This is a genomic window from Prosthecochloris sp. (genome assembly GCA_015482705.2).
Classification (GTDB): Bacteria; Bacteroidota; Chlorobiia; order Chlorobiales; family Chlorobiaceae; genus Prosthecochloris.
This window is the reverse complement of the sequence record JADMLA020000008.1, coordinates 1-20668: the sequence shown is the minus strand read 5'-3', so window position 1 is coordinate 20668 and position 20668 is coordinate 1. Positions and strand designations below refer to the sequence as shown.

At 46.4% G+C, this 20668-nt stretch carries 20 protein-coding genes and 2 pseudogenes; 10 read left to right on the top strand and 12 right to left on the bottom strand.

Annotation, left to right across the window (positions count from 1 at the left end):
- Window positions 1–5 precede the first annotated feature (5 nt).
- The 4 genes from QZ209_RS01070 to folD form a co-directional block, all read right to left on the bottom strand.
- Window positions 6–962 (bottom strand): zinc-binding alcohol dehydrogenase, encoded by a 957-nt coding sequence (locus QZ209_RS01070; protein WP_294343651.1) that lies wholly within the window; start codon window positions 960–962, stop codon window positions 6–8.
- 22 nt (window positions 963–984) lie between these two features.
- Entirely contained in the window at window positions 985–1326 is a 342-nt protein-coding gene (locus QZ209_RS01065; protein WP_294343648.1) for a phage holin family protein, read from the bottom strand.
- 269 nt (window positions 1327–1595) lie between these two features.
- Window positions 1596–2963: a DNA repair protein RadA gene (radA, locus tag QZ209_RS01060; protein WP_294343645.1), complete on the bottom strand. Its 1368-nt coding sequence runs from the start codon at window positions 2961–2963 to the stop codon at window positions 1596–1598.
- Window positions 2964–2971: 8 nt separating this feature from the next.
- Window positions 2972–3868: a bifunctional methylenetetrahydrofolate dehydrogenase/methenyltetrahydrofolate cyclohydrolase FolD gene (folD, locus tag QZ209_RS01055; protein WP_294343643.1), complete on the bottom strand. Its 897-nt coding sequence runs from the start codon at window positions 3866–3868 to the stop codon at window positions 2972–2974.
- A 121-nt stretch (window positions 3869–3989) separates the two neighbouring features.
- Here folD and QZ209_RS01050 point away from each other — a divergent pair, with 121 nt between their 5' ends.
- From QZ209_RS01050 to QZ209_RS01020, 7 genes are all read left to right on the top strand, one after another.
- Window positions 3990–4541 carry a DUF3109 family protein gene (locus QZ209_RS01050; protein WP_294343641.1) on the top strand — a complete coding sequence of 184 codons (552 nt, stop codon included), beginning with the start codon at window positions 3990–3992 and terminating at the stop codon, window positions 4539–4541.
- The gene (gene rpoN, locus QZ209_RS01045) at window positions 4528–5973 is read left to right on the top strand and encodes an RNA polymerase factor sigma-54 (RefSeq protein WP_294343640.1); all 1446 of its coding nucleotides are present in this window, start codon (window positions 4528–4530) and stop codon (window positions 5971–5973) included. The genes QZ209_RS01050 and rpoN overlap by 14 nt, the downstream gene beginning before the upstream one ends.
- Window positions 5974–6054: 81 nt before the next feature.
- The gene (gene hslV, locus QZ209_RS01040; protein WP_294344128.1) at window positions 6055–6603 is read left to right on the top strand and encodes an ATP-dependent protease subunit HslV; all 549 of its coding nucleotides are present in this window, start codon (window positions 6055–6057) and stop codon (window positions 6601–6603) included.
- A gap of 114 nt (window positions 6604–6717) precedes the next feature.
- Window positions 6718–8190, top strand: a complete 1473-nt coding sequence (gene hslU / locus QZ209_RS01035) for an ATP-dependent protease ATPase subunit HslU (protein ID WP_294343639.1) — start codon at window positions 6718–6720, stop codon at window positions 8188–8190.
- A 205-nt stretch (window positions 8191–8395) separates the two neighbouring features.
- Window positions 8396–9121, top strand: coding sequence for a Bax inhibitor-1/YccA family protein (locus QZ209_RS01030; RefSeq protein ID WP_294343638.1), 726 nt, complete (start codon window positions 8396–8398; stop codon window positions 9119–9121).
- Entirely contained in the window at window positions 9121–9567 is a 447-nt protein-coding gene (aroQ, locus tag QZ209_RS01025; RefSeq protein ID WP_294343636.1) for a type II 3-dehydroquinate dehydratase, read from the top strand. The genes QZ209_RS01030 and aroQ overlap by 1 nt, the downstream gene beginning before the upstream one ends.
- A 165-nt stretch (window positions 9568–9732) precedes the next feature.
- A complete protein-coding gene (locus QZ209_RS01020; protein WP_294343633.1) occupies window positions 9733–10347 on the top strand; it encodes an outer membrane beta-barrel protein in 615 nt (204 codons plus the stop codon).
- 75 nt (window positions 10348–10422) lie between these two features.
- On the opposite strand, the gene QZ209_RS01015 is transcribed toward QZ209_RS01020, so the two are convergent.
- The 7 genes and pseudogenes from QZ209_RS01015 to rlmN all read right to left on the bottom strand — a co-directional run bounded on the left by QZ209_RS01015 (window position 10423) and on the right by rlmN (window position 17510).
- A complete protein-coding gene (locus QZ209_RS01015) occupies window positions 10423–11268 on the bottom strand; it encodes a tetratricopeptide repeat protein (RefSeq protein WP_294343631.1) in 846 nt (281 codons plus the stop codon).
- Window positions 11269–11407: 139 nt separating this feature from the next.
- The gene (locus QZ209_RS01010; RefSeq protein WP_294344126.1) at window positions 11408–11842 is read right to left on the bottom strand and encodes a DoxX family membrane protein; all 435 of its coding nucleotides are present in this window, start codon (window positions 11840–11842) and stop codon (window positions 11408–11410) included.
- An 87-nt stretch (window positions 11843–11929) separates the two neighbouring features.
- A pseudogene (locus tag QZ209_RS12595) lies at window positions 11930–12262 on the bottom strand (DUF805 domain-containing protein); the annotation flags it as partial.
- A 210-nt stretch (window positions 12263–12472) separates the two neighbouring features.
- The gene (priA, locus tag QZ209_RS01005) at window positions 12473–14911 is read right to left on the bottom strand and encodes a primosomal protein N' (protein ID WP_294343628.1); all 2439 of its coding nucleotides are present in this window, start codon (window positions 14909–14911) and stop codon (window positions 12473–12475) included.
- 80 nt (window positions 14912–14991) lie between these two features.
- Complete coding sequence (gene adk, locus QZ209_RS01000; RefSeq protein ID WP_294343625.1) at window positions 14992–15648, bottom strand: adenylate kinase; 657 nt, start codon at window positions 15646–15648, stop codon at window positions 14992–14994.
- 20 nt (window positions 15649–15668) lie between these two features.
- Window positions 15669–16403, bottom strand: coding sequence for a hypothetical protein (locus QZ209_RS00995; RefSeq protein ID WP_294343622.1), 735 nt, complete (start codon window positions 16401–16403; stop codon window positions 15669–15671).
- Between the two features lie 15 nt (window positions 16404–16418).
- A complete protein-coding gene (gene rlmN / locus QZ209_RS00990; protein WP_294343618.1) occupies window positions 16419–17510 on the bottom strand; it encodes a 23S rRNA (adenine(2503)-C(2))-methyltransferase RlmN in 1092 nt (363 codons plus the stop codon).
- 170 nt (window positions 17511–17680) lie between these two features.
- On the opposite strand from rlmN, the gene QZ209_RS00985 reads away from it, so the two are divergent.
- Window positions 17681–18052, top strand: a complete 372-nt coding sequence (locus QZ209_RS00985; RefSeq protein WP_294343614.1) for a transcriptional regulator — start codon at window positions 17681–17683, stop codon at window positions 18050–18052.
- Here the strand turns inward: QZ209_RS00985 and QZ209_RS00980 are convergent.
- Window positions 18012–18896, bottom strand: coding sequence for an SDR family oxidoreductase (locus QZ209_RS00980; RefSeq protein WP_294343611.1), 885 nt, complete (start codon window positions 18894–18896; stop codon window positions 18012–18014). The genes QZ209_RS00985 and QZ209_RS00980 overlap by 41 nt on opposite strands.
- A 202-nt stretch (window positions 18897–19098) precedes the next feature.
- Here QZ209_RS00980 and QZ209_RS00975 point away from each other — a divergent pair, with 202 nt between their 5' ends.
- The gene (locus QZ209_RS00975) at window positions 19099–19425 is read left to right on the top strand and encodes a hypothetical protein (protein ID WP_294343609.1); all 327 of its coding nucleotides are present in this window, start codon (window positions 19099–19101) and stop codon (window positions 19423–19425) included.
- A 158-nt stretch (window positions 19426–19583) separates the two neighbouring features.
- Window positions 19584–20660, top strand: a pseudogene (locus QZ209_RS00965) (KamA family radical SAM protein).
- Window positions 20661–20668 lie beyond the last annotated feature (8 nt).

Here is a 20668-nt window from a genome sequence, read left to right as displayed (position 1 = left end):
GTGCTTTAAATCCAGCTGATGACGGTTTTAATCGCGTCCTTGCTGTCAAGAGCGACTCTGTAGGCAAGCTCGAATTGATTGACAGCGAAAACGTTGGTGAAAAATTTCTCACTCTCGATACCTTCATTTTCAAGAAGTTTCTGGGAAGAAAGAAGATGCTCGTAGGAGGTGATATTCGAACAGATGATAACCGGTTCCTTGTGCTGGATCAGGCGATAATCGTAGGCGAGTACTTCATAGTTTCCCATGAGCACTATTTTGCCTTCGGGTTTGAGGAGTCGAATTGCTTTTTCAAGGAGTAGAATCCGACCGGTGGCTTCGATAACGATGTCATAGGAGTCATTGAAATCACTCGTGAAATCGTTGATTTGCATCGCAATGTTTTTAGCACAGGAAAGCTGGCCACGAATGCCGAAATTTTCAAGAGCATCGATTGATTCGACACCTTTGTGCCGAAGATATTCGGCTGCCATCAGTCCGACTGATCCAAGTCCGAGAATAAGAACTCGACTGGATTTGTCCGGTTGTGCCTTTTCGATTGCTGCTATAGCGTATCCTAAAAGACCGGTGAGGAGGTCTCTGTGTATCGGCTTGCGACCCAAAGGAAGAACGTTTTCCTGTGAGGTAGGAACAATCTCGGCATGACAGCCATAATATGTCTCGATTCCTTCCCATCGGTCGCCTTTGAATGTATAGACGAAATCGCCAGGTTTAACCGTCGATACATCCGGTCCTGTTTCCATAACTTGCCCGATCATTTCACTTCCGAGCATGATCGGATAGTTCAATACCTTGTGTGATACCGGTTTATTGGTAAGGAGCAAACGGTCTACACCCGGTGTAATGGTCGTTGCAATAGTTTTAACGAGAATGTCATTCGGACTGTCGGAACTGTAGAATACCGAGTTGAGTCTGAGTTTGTTTGCTTTTGGAAGGATAATTGCGTCTGCTTGACCTTGCATGATGATCTGTTTGCCCTGAAATTTAAATATTGAAAATCGAACTTAACATCCAGGAGACGAAACTGATGACCAAAGAGCCAAGAACAGCCCACCAAAAACTGCTTACCGAAAACCCATCGACGATTGCTGCAGCAAACATCAGCATGAGCGCATTGATGACCAGAAGAAAAAGCCCGAGAGTAACGATGATGAAGGGAATGGAGAAAAACACCAGGACTGGTTTGACGATCGCATTGACCAGGCCGAGTACAAGGGCTACAATGAGAGCTGCCCAAAAGCTTTTTACGTAAATGCCACCAAGAAGGCTCGCGGTGGCATAGACTGACAAGGCATTGATGAGCCACATAAGTAATATATAAGCCATAATTGTCCTCTGTTTGAATATTGGTTGATTGTTTATCGCGCTTAACGATGCCGCATCGAATAATGCATTGGGTTTGAAGAAATGTAAGGCTTTTCAGTCTGAAGCCAAACCCGATCGTGAGCTGAAGGTGATGGAATCTTTCTAAAATGCAGTCATATATGCGAAGTGTAATTCGGTGTGATACGCTTGGTACATGGGTAGGTACAAAATCTGTGATTGTGCTGTGAAGTGTAAATTATTTACAACGTCCCCTCTTTTTTGAGATTATATCAGAGGTGCATGTGATCCAGGGCTTCTTGTAGTGAATTGCAGCCTTTTACCGTGACGGGGAGCTTGCGGATGGAGGATTTCAGTTCTCTGGTGTTTGCAGACGGTAATAAAATCGTGTCGAAGCCGAGATGGGCGGCTTCACGTATTCGGCGTTCTCCGTCGCTTATCGCTCTCAATTCACCTGAAAGCCCGATTTCACCGGCGCAGACCATACCGGGGGAAAGAGCGGTATTACTGATTCCGGAAGCGACCGCAGCTGCAACCGCAAGATCCGATGCCGGTTCGACCAGTTTCAGCCCTCCCGCGACCTTGATGAAAACATCCTGTCCCCAGGTAGGTATACCAAGCCTTTTTTCGAGGACGGCGAGTATGATCGTTATTCGTTTCAGATCGAATCCCGAACTTATCCGCTGCGGCATCGGGTAGTTTGTTTTACTGACCAACGCCTGCACCTCGACCAGCACGGCCCTCGATCCTTCGATGGCGGCGAGCACCGAGTTTCCCGGTACACCGGTGGAGCGGCCGGATATAAAGAATTCCGAAGGATTTTTCACTTCTTCGAGCCCTTTTTCATCCATTCGGAATACACCGATCTCGTTCGTCGGTCCGAACCGGTTTTTGACCGATCGGATCATTCGGTACCACTGATAGCCTTCACCTTCGAACTGGAGAACCGTATCGACCATGTGTTCGAGGGTTTTCGGACCGGCAAGTGAACCGGTTTTCGTGATGTGCCCGATGACGAGCAGGATGAAGTTACGGCTTTTGGCAGAGCGGATGAGCTCCGAGGTGCATTCTCGTATCTGTGTTATTGTTCCGGCCGAACTTTTGTATTCACCTGAATAGAGCGTTTGTATCGAGTCGATGATGACGATGTCAGGCTGTTCACGATCGATGACACCGATGATTTTTTCGAGGTTGACTTCCGGAACAAGCCTCAGATCATTGGAGGTGATGGAAAGTCTGTTGGCACGATCCCTGATTTGAGACGGTGATTCTTCTCCCGAAACATAGAGAATATTCAGGGGTGACGTATGCCGGGCGAGTTGTAGCATCAGGGTTGATTTGCCAATGCCCGGTTCGCCGCCGATAAGGACTGCCGAAGCGGGCATCAGGCCGCCACCGAGTACCCGGTCGAGTTCTCCGATTCCTGTCGAAATTCTTTGCTGTGATACAGAATTTCCTGGTTGCTGTAACGTTTCCGAGGCGGGTAGAACATTGTCGGTTGAGGAATTACCCGCCAATGGCTCTTCGATGGCCGATTCTTCAAGGGTCCCCCAGCTCTGGCACGCAAAACATTTACCGGAATATTTTAGCGAGACGGCACCGCAACTGGTGCAGATATAACGGGTTGCTGATTTGGCCATCTCGGATGTTACAACGCTTCGATGGAGTTGGCTCGCATGAACGACTGGAGTGTGTTTTTCAGCAGCATGGCTATGGTCATCGGGCCGACACCACCGGGAACCGGGGTGATGGCCGAGGCGTTCCGGGAGACAGGCTCATAATCCACATCACCCACAAGCCGGTAGCCGGATTTTCGCGATGCGTCTTCAATTCGATTCATACCGACATCGATGACAACGGCACCGGGTTTGACCATATCTTTCGTGATGAAATTTCCCCTGCCGATGGCTACAATCAGAATATCCGCCTGCCTGGTCAGTTCAGACATGTTTTTCGTTGCCGAATGGCATATGGTGACTGTAGAGTTGGTTGCCTCGAGTTTTTGGAGCATCAAATTCGCCATAGGTTTCCCGACGATATTGCTTCTTCCGACAACGACGCAGTGTTTGCCTTTGGTTTCGATGTTATATCGTGAAAGCAGCTCGAGAATGCCATAGGGTGTACAGCTCAGAAAGCATTTATCCAGGTTGCCGAGTACCATTTGCCCGACGTTTTCCGGATGAAACCCGTCTACATCCTTGGAAGGGGATATTGCCATGGTAATCGCGTATTCATCGATATGCGGGGGGAGCGGTTGCTGAACGAGGATACCGTGAACTTCCGGGTCTTTGTTCAATGCTTCTATTCTGGAAAGCAGCTGTTCCTGGGATATTTCCTTCGGGAGTTCTATGACTTCGGAGTTCATGCCGATTTCTTTGCAGCTTTTGGCCTTGTTTCGTACATAGACCTGTGATGCAGGGTCTTCCCCGACTATAATTACGGTGAGACCCGGTACGGTATTGACTTTCTGCCTGTATGCAGCAACGGAGGTTTTCAGTTCGTTTTTGATGTCGCTTGAAATCTTTTTACCGTCAATGATTGTCATAGTGTGCTTCTTACTGATAATTGGATTAATATGGGTATGGTTTTTACCCTTGCTATATAAAAAAAATAACTCTTGATGATGAGTAAAATAGAATTTTATACAACGATTTCTCTTGACCTCGATGCTTGCAATTGATGATGTGCTCATAGATGACGGGATTCCCGGGTCCTTTTTTTCTTGTGATCTTGCTTCGTGTAAAGGTGCGTGTTGTGTTGAAGGAGAACTCGGAGCTCCGGTTTTGGAGAAGGAGGCAGAGTCTCTCCGTGAAATCGTAGGTACGCTCAGTCAAAGACTTCCGGAAAAAAACAGACGATATATCAGGCGTCACGGTTGCCTGGAAATATATCGGGGTAGCCTCTATACTCGAACCATGGATGGACGTGAATGTGTTTTTGCCTTTCGGGATAAGGATATAACCTTATGTGCCATAGAAAAGAGAAAACCGCTCTCATGCCGGTTGTTTCCAATCAGGATTATAAAAAAGTTTGGATTGGATTATCTTGTCTATGAGCGGCATGCAATGTGTCGGCAAGCTGTAAAAGAAGGAATCGACAAAGGTGTTCCTCTTATTGATTATGTTGCAGAAGCATTGATCGATCGTTACGGTTTGACATGGTATCGCCGCTTGAAAGACTTATTAGCGAATTCTCCCATGAATTATGCCAGACATTAAGCTTCAGCAGAGCCAGAGAACCCAGCTGTCTTCTCAGCAGATTATGACAAGTCAGCTTCTCCAACTTCCGTTAATGCATCTCGAGCAAAGGATTTTCGATGAGCTGCAGGATAATCCCATGCTCGAGCTCGAAGAGCAGAAGGGGGAGTCCATAGATGATTCCGGCGTAAAGAGTGGCGATGAACCTGAAGAGGGTATGTTCGATTCTGTCGATCGTTTTGAAAAAGACGGAGCGGGAGATACCGAAAGAGGAAAAAAGGACGATCAGGAAGGGAGGTTGCAGTTCACCATCGATAATCGTCCGAAAGAAAGTTTTATCCAGGCGGTTCAGCAGGATTCCTGTGAGGAAAAACTGTTGAAAGACCTTTCCTTACAGGAAGGAATAGCTGCCAGGGAGTTGTCGATAGCAGTCGAAATTCTGGGAAATCTCGATGATGACGGTTATTTGAAGGAAGATTTTCCGGTTATCGTTTACGGACTCGGACAAAACGGTATCGAAGTTGATGAGTGGGAAGTGAAGAGCATTCTGAAAAAGATACAGTATCTCGATCCTCCGGGGATAGGTGTTCATACTCTTCAGGAAAGGTTACTTGTCCAGCTCGAAGCGAAAGTCGGTAGAAACAAGACCTCTCCCGATACGTTGGCTTTGCATATTCTCGAAGAGCATTACGATGATTTTCTCAACAACCGTTATGAGCGGATTCTCAAGCAGTTGCAGATCCGGCCGGCACAGCTGGAATCGGCAATAGCTGTCATTTCAACGCTGGACCCTCATCCGTTTATCGCCGGTGTCAGTGCGGATGAATACATCGTTCCCGATTTTATCGTGACATATGAAAACGGCCGTCTTACAGCAGTGCTGAATGATCGGAGCAATATGACGGTCCATGTTACGAGAGAATACCAGGATGTTCTCAAAAGCAGGGGGGTTCCCGTCGAAGACAGAAAGTACATGCGCCAGAAGTTGAGTCGTGCAAAAGAATTTGCAAGCGCCATTGCGCAGCGTCGGAACACGCTCATCAAGGTCATAGAGGCTTTGATGAATTTTCAGTATGATTTTTTTGTTACCGGTCCAGAGAAACTGGTGCCTCTGGTTATGAAGGATGTAGCTGAAAAAACTGGGTTCGATCTTTCCACGATAAGCAGGGCGGTGAATGGAAAGTATGTTCAGACCAGATTCGGTACCTTTGAACTCAAATATTTTTTCAGCGGGAGTTTGCCTACAGAAGAGGGGGAGGATCTTTCGACAAAGATCATCAAACAATATATAAAAGAGCTGACCGAGGCTGAAGACTCTGCAAAGCCACTGAACGATGATAAGCTTGCAAAGATGCTCGAGGAAAAAGGCATAAAGATTGCTCGCAGAACGGTTGCAAAATACCGCGAACAAATGCAAATTCCAGTAGCAAGATTAAGAAAAAAAATATTTTAATGCCCCGGAGCGGTCGATATTGGAAAATCTCTTATGAGCGACGTGATCGAATCCGGGGTAAAGTCCCGAAGAGGAGTAGTAATGGAAATGTATGGAAAGCCGGCGTTGAGAGCCACAACAGTTCTTGGTGTGATAAGAAACGGTAAAGCGGCTCTTGGCAGCGACGGCCAGATGACTCTTGGAAACACGGTAATTAAACACAGTACGAAGAAAATACGACGATTGCGCCAGGCTGATCTGATTACCGGATTTGCCGGAGCAACTGCTGATGCAGTGACGCTTCTTGACCGTTTCGAGGAAAAGTTGCAGGCTTATGGAGGACAGCTTGAAAGAGCTGCCGTCGAGTTGGCCAGAGACTGGCGCACCGATAAATATCTCCGTCGCCTCGAGGCTATGCTCGCAGTCGTGGGTCAGGAAAAAGCACTGATCATATCAGGTACAGGTGATGTCATCGAACCTGAAGACGGTATCGTTGCGATTGGCAGTGGGAGCATGTTCGCTCTTGCTTCTGCTCGTTCATTGTTGAAGCATACCGATCTGGAGGCTTCGGATATCGTTAGGGAGAGCCTGAAGATCGCAGCGGACATATGCATTTATACCAATGACCACATTATCCTTGAAGAGGTATGACTCTACTGGGCATTACTCTTCGTGACATCCTTGTTGTACAGGTGTTGGATTGATGTAAGGTCGAAAGCAGTTCTTATCAACGTATTTTATCATTGTAAACGAACGTAGACGAATATGACAGATCACAAACAGCAAAAAGTTCTTGAAATAGCTGAGAATACAACAGTGAATAACTCTTTAATCAGTAACGAATTTCTTACCCCAAGTCAGATTGTTTCTCGCCTGGATAAATATATCATCGGTCAGCAGGAAGCGAAGAAAGCCGTCGCGATTGCGCTCAGAAACCGTTTACGCCGGCAAAATGTCAGCGAAGAACTGCGTGACGAGATAATGCCGAACAACATTATCATGATAGGGCCTACCGGGGTTGGTAAAACCGAAATAGCCCGTAGGCTTGCAAAGCTGGCAAATGCTCCTTTTGTCAAGGTTGAAGCTTCCAAGTTCACCGAAGTTGGATATGTGGGACGTGACGTCGAGTCGATGATCCGTGATCTGACGGATCAGGCGGTCAACATGGTGAGGAATGAAAAATCCGAAGAAGTCAAAGAAAAAGCGGCTGCCCTGGCAGAAGAGCGTTTGCTCGATATATTGCTGCCGACAGTACCGTCATCTCCTTATGAAAGAGAAGAGGAGGTTGCAGAAGAAGGTAGCGGAGATGAAAAGGCAAGTGCCGATTTAGAGGATGCCATCAATAAAAAAAGCCGGGAAAAAATGTTGGAACGGCTTCGTTCCGGAAGAATGGAGGATCGTCAGATAGAGATGGAACTCAGTACCGATTCCCAGGGCGGAATGATGCAGATTTTCGGTCCTCTCGGACAAATGGAGGAGCTTGGAGGAATAATGCAGGATCTGATGAGCGGTCTTCCGAAAAAGCGCAAAAAAAGAAGGGTGACGATTGCTGAAGCAAGAAAGCTTCTTGAGCAGGAAGAAGTACAGAAACTTATCGATATGGATGCCGTTATAAAAGAGGCTGTTTGCAAGGTGGAGGATTCCGGTATTGTTTTTATCGATGAAATCGATAAAATTGCCGCTCCTACAACCGGTGCGGGCGGTAAAGGACCGGATGTCAGCCGCGAGGGAGTTCAGCGTGATCTGCTTCCTATCGTCGAAGGCTCCAACGTTGCGACGAAGCATGGAATGGTGCGGACCGATCATGTTCTTTTCATCGCTTCGGGTGCTTTCCATGTGGCTAAGCCTTCCGACCTGATTCCCGAATTACAAGGACGTTTTCCTATTCGTGTAGAGCTGAAAAGTCTTACCGAAGAAGATTTCTACAAAATCCTTACCCAGCCGAAAAACGCTTTGATCAAACAGTACAAAGCTCTTTTACAAACCGAAGGTGTCGAGCTTGAGTTTACCGATGAGGCTATCAGGGAACTGGCGTCAATTGCCGCTCAGGTCAACGAATCGGTTGAAAATATCGGTGCCAGAAGATTGCACACCATCATGACCAACCTCCTCGAGGAGCTCATGTTCGCCATTCCGGAGAAATGCAGTGACGAAAAAATCGTCATTGACAAAGCGATGGTTGGCGAGAAGCTGAGTGTGATCATCAAGGACAGGGATCTGAGCCAGTATATTCTTTGATGTAGAGGAGATAAGAAGCTCTCGGTCTGGAGACGGTCTACGTGTTCCATTAGCTGGATAGCTGGGATGTTAGTCGGCTGAACAGTAATAGGGACATCTCCATTTATTGAGGTTACCGGAGAAAGTACTTGAAAAATGGAGGAAAAAGACTGTTGTCGAGGGAGGTTCTTCAAGTCAATTATAACATGAACAACGAACAAAACATATGATACAACGTAATCAGATGGCTCAAACGGCGGGAGCCGTAGCGGCACCGAGGGTTTCCGTCGACGTACAGACGAGAGTGGTCAATCAGGTGTATACCTGGATGACGCTTGGGCTCGCACTGACAGCAACGGTCGGCTACTATGTTTCCGAGAATGAGATGCTCAGAAACCTCATTTTTTCCAACGGTCTCATCTTGATCGGATTGGTTATCGCACAGCTCGGGATAGTTTTTGGCCTGAGTGCCGGGATCAATCGTTTGTCAGGCTCGGTGGCAACAGGACTGTTTATTCTTTATTCCGCTCTGACAGGGTTGACCTTTTCTGCAATTTTCATGGTCTACACTGCCAGTTCGATTGTGAGTACCTTTTTCGTGACGTCCGGGACGTTTGCGGCCATGAGTGTTTTCGGTCATACTACCAAGCGTGATCTTACAAAGCTTGGCAATATCGCTTTCATGGCGCTTATCGGTATCATTCTCGCTTCATTGGTCAACATGTTCATGCAGAACTCGATGCTTGAACTTATTATAAGCGTTATCGGTGTTTTGCTGTTCACCGGTTTGACCGCTTATGATGCGCAACGCATTAAAGAAATGGCTGCCATGGTTACCGATAGGGAATCAGAAGCGAAAGTATCGGTAATAGGGGCATTGTCGCTTTACCTGAATTTTATCAACCTGTTTCTTATGCTGCTCCGTTTTCTTGGAGTTGCACGTGATGAATAATGGATATTATTTCAATTCTTGTCCTTAACGGTCCAAACCTTTCGAGGCTTGGCAAGCGTGAGCCCGAGATATACGGCAGTCGAACCCTCGATGATATCAACAAGGAACTTGTCGATACATTTCCAGGGGTATCGTTTGAATTTTTTCAGTCCGAAGAAGAGGGTGAGCTTCTGGAAAAACTCTTTCATTGTGAAGACTTGGGTGGGTATAGTGGGGTGGTGCTCAATGCCGGAGCACTGACCCATTATTCAATTGCATTGAGAGATGCGATCAGCGCGATTACGATACCTGTCATCGAGGTCCATCTTTCCAATATCTACGCACGCGAGGAATTTCGAAGAACTTCTGTGATATCTGAGGTTTGCAGTGGTGTCATCAGTGGATTTGGAGCAAACAGTTATCACCTTGGTGTTCGTGGACTCATGGGGATGCTCGAACTCGGCTGAATGTTTTTCCCAGGATCTTTATTGGAGTTGCGAAAAAACATTATATTACCTGTAAAATAGGTGTCGTGTGTACAATTGCGCTGTGAACAGAGAGTAATGTGTATACAGATAGGTCACTGAATGTCGTTATGTGGCGGCTGTATTTTTTATTACTCGGGAGGTTGAATGGTAAGCAAGTATGCGAAAGGGGTATTGTGTCTTATCGTTGTTTTTTTCTCTTCTTTTCCAGCACACGCAGGTTCCCCTTATGCAGGGTTGACTGTAGGGCTGGCGTATTTAAATGATTCAAGTATAAAAGGTTCGAAACGAGGTGATCTGAGCTACGACGAAGGAGAAGCATATAGCTATGCTCATGGTCTTGACTTCGGCAGCTTTCGATTCGAGGGAGAAATCGGTTACCAGAAAAACGATTTCGAGACATTCGAGCCTGGAGGGATTGCAGCTGCTGCAGATGGTGACCTTTCCATTCTTTCTTTGCTTGCAAACGGTTATTACTCTTGTCACATCGGTGATAGCAGAATAGTGCCCATCATCAGTGCGGGTATCGGGGCTGCAAATGTAGAGTATGAGGACGAGGTTGATGAGTTCAGTGAAGATGACATCGTGCTTGCCTATCAGGTTGGCGCGGGATTGGGAGTAAAGATTTCTTCTTCGGTAAGTGTCAATGCAATGTACCGCTACTTTGCAACACAGGATGCCGGATTTCGTGAAGACGAAGAAAACATAGAACTCGATATCTCAAGTCACAACGTTCTGGTCGGTTTGAAAGTCGACTTTTAAGGCACATCGAAAAACTGTATGACTCTCTGTGGCATTTTCCATCCGGCTTCTTGACTAAACTGCTCCGAAGCCTCCCTAATCATCGATCTTTTTTGAAAGTTTTTTGTTCAGTTTGCGGATATTTTGAAGCCTTCGTTCGTCACTCTTCATCAGTACCGGTTTGTTGAGAGCTTCATCAAGAACTTCGACCGCCTCCCGGTAACGTTTCATATCGTGATACAGTTTTCCCAGTTCATGGTAATGCCGTATGACTCGTGGATTGATTGCAATGGCTTTTTTGAGCATTTTTTCTGCTTCTTCCCGACTTCCTTTCGGTAACGAACCTAAAAATGTTTTGGCGAACACTTTTTCAAACCATCCCATATTGGCGATTTCACGGTTGAAAGAGCCGAGAATAGACCAGGCGATATCATCTTCCGGATTGAGCTCGAGTGCCCGGTCGAGTTCATTTTTGATGATGTTGGCTCGTTTTATTTTCTCTCTCGGGCCAATATTATCAGCCAAAACACCAAGGGAGGCCGCAAACCACGTATGCCCCTCGGCAATAGCCTCATTGCTTGCTATACTTGTCTTTGCATGCAGAACGGCTTTTTCATAGTACGGTTGACGCTTTTCCTTGTTTTCAGGTGGTAGTGATTCGCCCATGCTGATATAAAGCCGGGCAAGCCTCCAGTTGGCTTCGGCGTTGTGAGGTTCTTTTTCGATGATCGATGAATAGAGCGAGTCCGCTATCTCGTAATGCATTGTATAAAACGCAGTATCTCCATCGATAAGGGCACGTGAACGATCTGTTGAAGATTTTGTTTTGCTGGATACAGCGCCAAAAGAGGTATTGACAACGGGAGACATACCTGAAAAAATGGCGCTCAAAAGCAGGGCTGTCAATAGTATTGTCGCCGGAATCGTTGTTTTGCAATGCATAACTCTTGTTTGAATGATCCGGTTATTATTTTCGACTCATACCTTTCTCGGTGGTCACATACCGTTTCGGACACTTCGAAATGTATGTATGTGGAAAAATTAAAACGTAATTCTGCTTTGTTAGAGTTCCGCTTCGGGCTCAAAGAAACCACAGTGAATCAGGGTACTTCTCATGGAGCTTTTTGTCCATGCCTAACCAATGGCCCGAGGGAAAGGCCATCAACAATACCGAATAAATCATGAATGGAGGGAGAGAGAGGTTGTAATACCCTCCTGCAGCGAAATTCAATACGAGAAAGAGCGCAAATGCGGCGTTTATGCGTACAGCAAGACCAAAGACAAGGGACATGCCGATGATGAGTTCGCCAACGGTGACGATCCACGCAATGGGCATTGCCAGCGGAATGGCGAAATGTTCGAGGTAGAGTGCCTGAAAGGAACCTGGAAGGAGTTCCCCGAGTCTTTCGGAGAAATGTACGGACATAATGTCGGTCCAGAGCCATCCCTTTACCAGCTTGTGCCAGAAGCCATAAAGAAAAAAGGCTGCAAAAAGGTAGCGACCGAGGAGAAATATTGAAGCAGGAACAGCTTCTAAAGGGTAATTCTTGAGGTATGTTTTCTTGAATGAAAAAAACGGTCGATTAGATGATGGGTTAGGACCGTATTTGTTTTCCCCATTCTTGCCTTTTAAAGAAAGAAGGATGAAAAAAAGGTGAAGATTGAAAATTGGTATCAAGGCCAAAAAAATAAAACTCGAAGGATAGCCTATATCATGTAGTCTTTTGATGCTATTGGCAATTATGATCCATAGTGAAGGAATTTCCAAAAATATCAAAAGAGAAAGCAACGCACTATAAATATAGAAGGCTTCTTCAGCAAGAAATATAAGAGGGCTTATAATTAGGCCAAGCAAGATCGGGATAAACAAGGAGCCGATAAATGCTAGTCGACTTGCACGGCCTTTCCGAGAAAAAAGGTGTTTCAAAAGAGCCATGTGCCTTAATAAAGAAGAGTTGTAAACGATAAAGGTATATTACAAAAAGTACAATATAAGCAGTATTTGAATTATAAGTTCTCAATAATAGGTGTTCTTTCTGGACTGATATCTGACATATTCAGGGTCGAAAGTATGCTGTCATTATACGTTTCAGGACGACTCATTTTTTCACAATCCTTTATTCTGACTTCTTGATTCTAAAACAAGCTACATCATACTTTGCGGATCGACATCGATGGTAATGGAAAGATTATTTCTGCTGTGTTTGTTCATCAGAGAATACCTCATCTTTTTGAGGAAATCGGCGGAAATTTTTTTGCCGGGAAGTTTCAGTAGAACCTGATAGCGGTAACGTCCCCTGATACGTGCTATGCCCGCGGGAGCTGGGCCAAGCATAAGAAAGGTTTCTTTCTGAAGATGTGGTTTTAGCGCTTCTGCAAATTCTTCGGCGGCTTTTTCTGCAGTATTTTCTTCCGTTGAAGAGAATTCGCAGGTGACAAGTTTCGCATAAGGTGGGTACTCCAGTGTTTTTCTTGCCAGCATGTCCAGACTGTAGTACTTTTCGTAACTGCCGTTGAGAAGATAAGCGAAAACATCGTTGTCCGTATTATATGCTTGAAGATAGACTTCTCCGGGAATCTTGGACCTGCCTGCACGGCCAGACACCTGCATGAGAAGCGCAAAAAGGCGCTCACCCGCCCTGAAATCAGGAATATTCAATCCGATATCGGCCATCAAGACGCCAACAAGGGTGACATCGGGAAAATCGAGACCTTTGGCCACCATTTGAGTACCGAGAAGTATCCGGGCTTTTTTCTTGTGAAACTCGTTCAGGATCATTGCATGAGCACCTTTGATACCTGTTGTATCGACATCCATACGGAGTATCTTTTCTTCAGGAAAAAGCTTGTGCAATTCCTCTTCGATGCGTTCGGTTCCACTGCTTTTGTAAAGAATGTTTGTTGAGGAACAATGCGGACATTGATCGGAGAAGAGTGCCGCATTTCCACAGTAATGGCAACGCAACTGCCTGCTGGCAGCATGATAAACCATTGGGATGTTGCAATGCTTACAAGTGGGAATCTCACCGCAGTCCAGGCAAAGCAGACTTCCTGCGAAACCTCGTCTGTTCTGCAGGAGTATGACTTGTTCGTTGCGCTCGAGTCTTTTTTTGATCTCCTCGAAGAGAACTTCCGAAATGGAAAAAGAGACCTTTCTGTTTTCGCGCATGGGAATCAGTTTTACGGAAGGCATCGTTGCTCCATCGACTCTTTCCGGAAGCGTCAAAAGAGTATATTTTTTGTTCTTCGCATTGTAGAACGACTCGAATGAAGGGGTGGCCGATCCGAGAAGACAGAGTGCCCCTTCGAGTTTAGCGCGCATAACCGCAGTATCCCGGCCATTGTAGCGTGGTGTTCTGTCCTGTTTGTAGGCCATATCGTGCTCTTCGTCGACGATGATGGCTCCGACATTTTCAAGCGGTGCGAACACCGTTGATCGAGCTCCAAGCGCAATTTTGGCTTTTCCCGAACGAAGCTTTTGCCAGGCGGTATATTTTTCCTGGTTGTTCATTGCACTATGCAGAATCTGGATATCGTCGCCGAAGTACTGACGAAAGCGGGATGCTGTTTGGGGGGTCAGCGATATTTCAGGAACCAAAACGATTGCGGTTTGGCCTGCAGCGAGGACCTCTTTCAGTAGCTCGATATAGATGATCGTTTTACCGCTTCCTGTGATGCCATGCAGTAGATAGGTTGCGAAATTGCCGGATCGAAATCCCGTCAACAGTTTGTTCAGCACTTGCTGTTGTGATTCGGTAAGCTGTTTGACGATTTTTTTCGGTTCCGAAAACTCGCTTGAAAACCCGGAACCGGTTTCAACCTTTATTTTTTCGAAAATTCCTTTTTTAACCAGTTCCCGGGCAATTCCAGTTGTAATGCCCATTTGTTCGGGGAATCCCCAAGATGTTTCCAGGGCATGTAACTGCTTCACGGCTTCTGCTTGACGGGGAGATCGTACTAAGTCTTGCAACAAGGATTCGCTATAGGACTGGCGAAAGCGGTAGGCTGTTTTTGTTTTAGGCTTTGCGGTCTTGAAGGATTTTTTCAATGCCACCAGTCCGCCACGTTCCATTTCGACCAATGTTCGGTAGAGATTTTGTTTCCCTAGCCTGTTTTCAAGCTGTTTGACCGTCAACTTTTTCCTGCTTTGTAAAAGCTTCAGGATGTGTTTGCGCAATGAGGTCGAAACAACTTTTCGGTCACTGCTGCTGATGAGCTGAAAATCGGTCAGTTCGACTGTTTCACTGACTTTGGTTTTCAATGGGGCAGGAAGGATCGCATTGATGGCTTCAATCGGGTATGTTATGTAATACTCGGCTATCCAGATCGAGAGCTGTAAGGTTATCGGCGTGAGAACGGGTTTTCCGCTATTGAGAATATCGGTTATGAAGCCTTCAGGCTGATTTGGCAGGGGAGAGTCGGTAATTTCGACCACATAACCGATGACGCTCCGTCTCGTATTGTTTGCAGGTGAAAACAATATCTGACAACCAGGCTGAAGTTCATCTGCCAGATCGCTCCCGACGGTAACGAGCAACGGTTCATCACGGAGGTAATTATTGGCGTATAGTGATGCAAAGCGCATGGATAATGGGTGTACAATAAAAAAGTCAGTGTAGAAACGGCACACTGACTTCTATAATAAAAAAATGTGAGAAGATAATCTCAGGATTGTAAAACATCCAGGATCGAGTTCTTGATTTCATCGACACTTCCTGTGCCGTTCACACTACTGAACCGGGGGGCTGCCGGATCGTCGCTCAACTCCCATTGTTGGTAGTATTCGATAAGAGGTGCCGTTTGATTGTGATAGACCTCGAGGCGTTTGCGAACGGTTTCCTCACAGTCATCTTCACGCTGGACGAGCGGTTCTCCGGTTACATCATCGAGACCTTCGCTGGCAGGCGGGTTGAAGACAACGTGATAGGTTCTGCCTGAGGAAAGGTGAACACGCCTGCCGCTCATGCGTTTAATGATCTCTTCGTCATTGACATTGATATCGATCACATGATCGATCGTTATCGAGCCCTCCTTCAAAGCTTCGGCCTGGGCGATTGTGCGGGGAAACCCGTCGAACAGACAGCCGTTCTTGCAGTCTTGCCTATCGAGTCGTTCTTTTACAAGTTCAAGAATGATTTCATCCGAAACCAGATTGCCGTCATCCATAATTTTTTTTGCTTCCAGCCCTAGCGGAGTTCCCTCGTTGATGGCTGATCGAAGCATATCGCCGGTTGAAATCTGTGGAATGTTGTACTTGGAAGAAATAAACTGAGCCTGAGTCCCTTTGCCTGCGCCGGGTGCCCCGAGTAAAATAATTCTCATTATGGCGGGTTGTTAAATTACTATTTTTTCAGTGTAATAACCTTTACCTTCGATCTGGATGGTTTATTTCCCGGTGAGGATGATTCACTGGCTGTTGCAGGATTTGTCGAGGCTTCGGGTTGTTGCGGAGGAGAGTTTTGCTCGGAAGTGCCGTTCGATTTCGAAGAGGCTTTGAATGGAATAGCTTGTTTTGTCGTTTTTTTCTTTTTTTCCGTCGGCTTGTTCTGTGTGTCGTTTTTATCGAACTGTTCCTGGAAATTCAGAATCTGACCTTTCGGGTCGAGCGACAGAAAGAGGTATTGGTCATCTTTGACGAGAGCTCTTCTGAACTCAAAATCAAGCGCAGACAGCATCATTCGAATAACCCGCCGGCTTTCTCCCAAATCACCTCTCGACGCAATCTCGGTTTCGGCTTTCGAATTGATTGTGGTAATGGGTTGGCCGTTGCGGTCGATTTCTTCGGTCAGACCGAACGTCACGGTGATTTTTGTGCCGAGGAGGGCAAATGAAGAGACATCTGCACGAATCATCGTCATACCTCCGACGGATGTTTTCTTGCTTCTGAGGTTCCAGCCGATCCAGTGCTCTATTTTTTCGACGATGAAATTTGTGGTTTGGGAAAGAGGCCTTGCGAAGCGCCTGACTTTCAACTCATCGAAAACAGGATTCTCCGAGGTTTGGTTAGCATTATCGGTAAGGCTGTGATACGCTTTGTTGATTTCGTTCTTGAAAGGGAGAAAATCCAGTAAATCCATAATGTGCTGTGCGGTTTATTTAATGAAACGGTCAGCAGGCAACGTTTTTTCTTGTAATGCCAATTGACCGCACGCTGCATTTATCGACGTCCCATAGCTTTTGCGTACAGTGACATTCAAACCTGCACCGACAAGGATCCCGATAAACCGATCTCGCCATTCTGCCTCGACAGGCTTGAACTCCATATTAACGATAGAATTATAATCAATCAAATTTATTTTGCATAAAAAACCTCTGCTGAATGCCACAAGGCTTTTAGCATCCTCGATCGTGTCGTTCACTCCTTCGAGAAGCATGTAAACCAGTGTTACGGGCCCGCCTGCAAGAGCGGTATATCGTTCAAGAACAGTTCGGAGGCCGTCAAGGGTATGCTCATTCGCTACAGGCATGAGAGATGCCCGCTTCTGCTGATTTGCGGCATGAAGAGAAACAGCAAGCTTCGTTTTTAAACCGGAACGGGCAATCGCATCGATTTGAGGAATCAGCCCTACGGTCGAAATGGTTATTTTGCGTTGAGGGAGCGAAAAACGGTAATCCTGGTCGGAAAGGGTTTCGACCGCTTCAATGACGTTTGAAAGGTTCAGCAGAGGTTCTCCCATGCCCATGAAAACTACATTGGTGACACGGTTCGATACGGCTTTGGTTTCAAGAAGATTGTTGACGAGGTACACCTGTTCAACGATTTCCGCAGCGCTGAGATTGCGGGAGAATCCCATGTGACCAGTTGCACAGAACGTGCAGCCGAGCGGACAGCCTACCTGGGAAGAGACGCACACCGTGTTTCTGTTTTCTGCCGGAATCAGCACGGTTTCAACAGTTTGTTCGTCATGAAGTTGTGTCAGATACTTCGAGGTTTGCATACCGTTTTTTTCTTTCGGATCATGCTGCTTTTTTACAATCGAGCATGATGGAATGACATACCGGTTCGAAAGTTTGTCCCTCAGCGCTGCACCGAGATTGGTCATACTTTCGAAGTTTTTGGCTCGATCATTGAAGAGCCATCGATGTATCTGGTTTGCGCGGTATCCAGGTTCACCAAGAGCAGCAACGACGTGTTGCAGTTCTTTGCGTGAATATGACTTGATGTTGATTTTTTCGGTATGCATACAGGCTCATTTAATGCAAATATGGCAAAAAGTATAGCAAATATTTCTTTGCTTTGTTGAGTTTTATTGCTTTTGAGAGTACTTTGTTAAATAAAGAAAATACGATACGGCTAAAAGCAATGTTGTGCTTTCAAGTCTTTTTTCAATGATGGTGATAACCGGCATGTCGTATGAGTGCTCGATCAAAAGCGCAGGGGAGTGCCCTGCAAAACGAAGAGAAAGATTACAATTACAAACAGCTCGACAAGGTGATCCACTCGAGGATCCGCTTTGCAGCGCTTTGTTATCTTGATTCTGTCGATCAGGCGTCGTTCGTTGAAATACGCGAGGGTATAAGTGCCACCGACGGTAACCTCAGTGTGCATATGAGAAAGCTCGAAGCTGCAGGTTATGTATACTGTGATAAAACATACAGTAAACGGGTGCCGTTATCGACATATCGTATAACCGACACCGGTAGAAATGCATTTACGGAATACCGCAGTAAACTTGGTGATTTCTTCAGCCTTCCTTTTTCGCCAGTTCGTGATAAAAATCTTTGAGATAATGCGTTCCGCTCATAGGGGCCACATTGTCTATTCTATTGATCGTTACCGCAAAAGAGAGCAGCCCGGCTATTGTTTTACTGAAAAAACCGGTGACGTACAGGGCTGCATCTCCCAGCCATAGCGGAATGTGCGTTATCCATGGTTTTTTCCCGACGGCATCGAAGGCCATGTTGATGACTTCATTGAACGTAAAGACTTCGGGTCCTCCGGCCCCGACTTCTTTTTCGTGATTTTCAACCGCATCGACGCAGACTTTTGCCAGGTCTGCACCATGTATGGGGTTGACCTGGTTTTCACCATCGCCAAGCAAAAACATATGCCCGGACTTGACCATCGAAAAAAACATTCCCATGTCGGAAAAGTAGCCGGTGGGCCTTATGATTGCATAATCCATACCCGATGATGCAAGTGTGTCGACAAACAGTTCATGGGCCTTGACAACATCCACACCGGACATTTTCGATGCATTGAAAACCGATACATAAATGAATTTTCGAACTCCATGCGATAACGCATCATCGAGAATCGCCTTGTTACCGAGGAAATCGACGTCGTAGTTCGTGACTTTACCTTCCGGCATGGTCAGGCCCAAAGCGGAAAATACGATATCGATACCCTTGCATACATCCTTCAGCGTTTCCGGTCTGGTCGCGTCTCCGGTCACGATTTCATCGGCGACCTTTTTGATCGAAGGTTCGAGATTCGGTCCGTCCTTTTCCGCTTTTTCCGGATTTCTGACCAGAGCTCTGACGAAATACCCCCGTTTCTTGAACTCATGTACGGCGTATCGCCCAAGATAACCCGACGCTCCCGCTACGAGCACTTTTTCTTTTTCCATGATCATGAGCCATTGGTTGAAAAATATCTGTTTATTCCTAACGGATGGAACCGGTTAAATGTTCTTTGCCGAACCAGCTGCCTTCGTCTTGGTTTGTTGGGTAACTGTCGATAAAATAATGTGAAAATGATGAAAATTAATGAAATGTCGCTATCATTGGTGGAAAGATGAAGCATGAATCTCAAAATCTATCGGAAAAAATATGGAACTCGAAATAACCTGGGGGAGAGTGATTCGCGTCTGGTGGGCACACCTGTGGCGTAGCCTGGTTGCAGCAATTGTGAGCATGTTACTGGGAGGATTGGTCGGTGGGATAATCGGGGCCATTTTCTACATGGTGGGAGTTACCTCCCCTGAAACACTCCAGCTTGTCATAACACCGATTAGTATCGTTATAGGACTTGTTGTTTCCGTATTTCCGATCAAAATGATTCTCGGGAAGGATTTCGGAGAGTTCCGGCTGGTATTGGTCGAAAACGGCAGCACAATGGAAACGAAATCAAGGGAATCAGGGGGTGTGGTTCAATAAGGATGAACGTCCACTGTAAGAACCGTTCACGTGTTTCAACGAGCAACCTTTGTCGTTTCGTGATGTCCGGGATAAGCTGTTTTTGAAAATGGGGGATAATAAGGCTTACTTAGGTTAAAACATGCTCACTTGCAGCAATCATAAAACAAGGAGAACCGATGCCGGAAGAATGGGTCAGGCAAATGCAGAATCTGGTGGATTCAGTAGAGAAGCTCGAAGAGTATATCAAGGTAACCGATGATGAACGGCGAGCTATCGAGTCGATGGCAACGAGATGGGGCGTAACGCCTTATTTTGCCTCATTGATGGACAAAGATGATCCCGACTGTCCGATTCGTAAACAGGTGATACCATCGATGTAGGAGCAGGTGAACGAATTCGGAATGGATAATTATCTGGTCTGGAAAGAAAACCGCTCGACAGAAGAAGTCCGTCCGGACAGTATTGCCCGGCAATATCACGATCGTATTGCCTTTACGGTCATCGAAACATGCGCGATTTATTGCCGTCACTGCTTTCGCAAGGAACTTGTTGTCGATCAGGATCTGAAACTGCGTATGGATGTGGATGAAGGGCTGGCCTGGATTGCCGAACACCCTGAAATCCGTGATGTCCTGATAACGGGAGGCGATCCGCTGCTGTTGTCGGATGAAAAACTGGCACACCTGATAGGAAGACTTCGCGAGATACCGCACGTGGAAATGATCCGCATCGGCTCCCGCCTGCCTATCGTGTTGCCGCAGCGAATCACCGAAGGCCTGAAAAAAGCCATCGGCGGTTTTCACAAAGTCCCCGTCTGGATCAACACGCAGTGTAACCATCCGAAAGAGATTACCGAAGAAACGGAGAGAGCGGTGTATGAACTCTTGAGCTGTGGTATCAATGTCGGCAATCAGGCGGTGTTGCTGAAAGGGATCAACGATGATGTCGAAACTTTCAGGGAGCTTCATCAGAAGCTGCTCCGCATCCGTATCAGGCCCTACTACGTGTTCTACTGCGAACCCGCTCCCGGTATCGATCACTTCCGGACTCCGGTCGAAAAGGGCGCCGAACTGATCCGTGACGCCCTGCGCGGTCACACGACCGGCCTCGCGCAACCGATGTACGTTCTTGCAACCAACATCGGCAAAGTCCCGCTTATGCCGGATTATTACATGATCGAAAAAAACGACAAAGAATACGTGCTCCGCAACCACCAGGGAAAAACCACAAAAATCCCGAATATTCCTGAATAGGAGGCTGA

What these genes read in the sequence shown, in the direction of transcription:
- QZ209_RS01070 (WP_294343651.1), bottom strand. Translation starts at nt 962, where the DNA reads ATGCAAGGTCAAGCAGACGCAATTATCCTTCCAAAAGCAAACAAACTC.
- QZ209_RS01065 (WP_294343648.1), bottom strand. Translation starts at nt 1,326, where the DNA reads ATGGCTTATATATTACTTATGTGGCTCATCAATGCCTTGTCAGTCTAT.
- radA (WP_294343645.1), bottom strand. Translation starts at nt 2,963, where the DNA reads ATGGCCAAATCAGCAACCCGTTATATCTGCACCAGTTGCGGTGCCGTC.
- folD (WP_294343643.1), bottom strand. Translation starts at nt 3,868, where the DNA reads ATGACAATCATTGACGGTAAAAAGATTTCAAGCGACATCAAAAACGAA.
- QZ209_RS01050 (WP_294343641.1), top strand. Translation starts at nt 3,990, where the DNA reads ATGCTTGCAATTGATGATGTGCTCATAGATGACGGGATTCCCGGGTCC.
- rpoN (WP_294343640.1), top strand. Translation starts at nt 4,528, where the DNA reads ATGCCAGACATTAAGCTTCAGCAGAGCCAGAGAACCCAGCTGTCTTCT.
- hslV (WP_294344128.1), top strand. Translation starts at nt 6,055, where the DNA reads ATGGAAATGTATGGAAAGCCGGCGTTGAGAGCCACAACAGTTCTTGGT.
- hslU (WP_294343639.1), top strand. Translation starts at nt 6,718, where the DNA reads ATGACAGATCACAAACAGCAAAAAGTTCTTGAAATAGCTGAGAATACA.
- QZ209_RS01030 (WP_294343638.1), top strand. Translation starts at nt 8,396, where the DNA reads ATGATACAACGTAATCAGATGGCTCAAACGGCGGGAGCCGTAGCGGCA.
- aroQ (WP_294343636.1), top strand. Translation starts at nt 9,121, where the DNA reads ATGGATATTATTTCAATTCTTGTCCTTAACGGTCCAAACCTTTCGAGG.
- QZ209_RS01020 (WP_294343633.1), top strand. Translation starts at nt 9,733, where the DNA reads ATGGTAAGCAAGTATGCGAAAGGGGTATTGTGTCTTATCGTTGTTTTT.
- QZ209_RS01015 (WP_294343631.1), bottom strand. Translation starts at nt 11,268, where the DNA reads ATGCATTGCAAAACAACGATTCCGGCGACAATACTATTGACAGCCCTG.
- priA (WP_294343628.1), bottom strand. Translation starts at nt 14,911, where the DNA reads ATGCGCTTTGCATCACTATACGCCAATAATTACCTCCGTGATGAACCG.
- adk (WP_294343625.1), bottom strand. Translation starts at nt 15,648, where the DNA reads ATGAGAATTATTTTACTCGGGGCACCCGGCGCAGGCAAAGGGACTCAG.
- QZ209_RS00995 (WP_294343622.1), bottom strand. Translation starts at nt 16,403, where the DNA reads ATGGATTTACTGGATTTTCTCCCTTTCAAGAACGAAATCAACAAAGCG.
- rlmN (WP_294343618.1), bottom strand. Translation starts at nt 17,510, where the DNA reads ATGCATACCGAAAAAATCAACATCAAGTCATATTCACGCAAAGAACTG.
- QZ209_RS00985 (WP_294343614.1), top strand. Translation starts at nt 17,681, where the DNA reads ATGAGTGCTCGATCAAAAGCGCAGGGGAGTGCCCTGCAAAACGAAGAG.
- QZ209_RS00980 (WP_294343611.1), bottom strand. Translation starts at nt 18,896, where the DNA reads ATGGAAAAAGAAAAAGTGCTCGTAGCGGGAGCGTCGGGTTATCTTGGG.
- QZ209_RS00975 (WP_294343609.1), top strand. Translation starts at nt 19,099, where the DNA reads ATGGAACTCGAAATAACCTGGGGGAGAGTGATTCGCGTCTGGTGGGCA.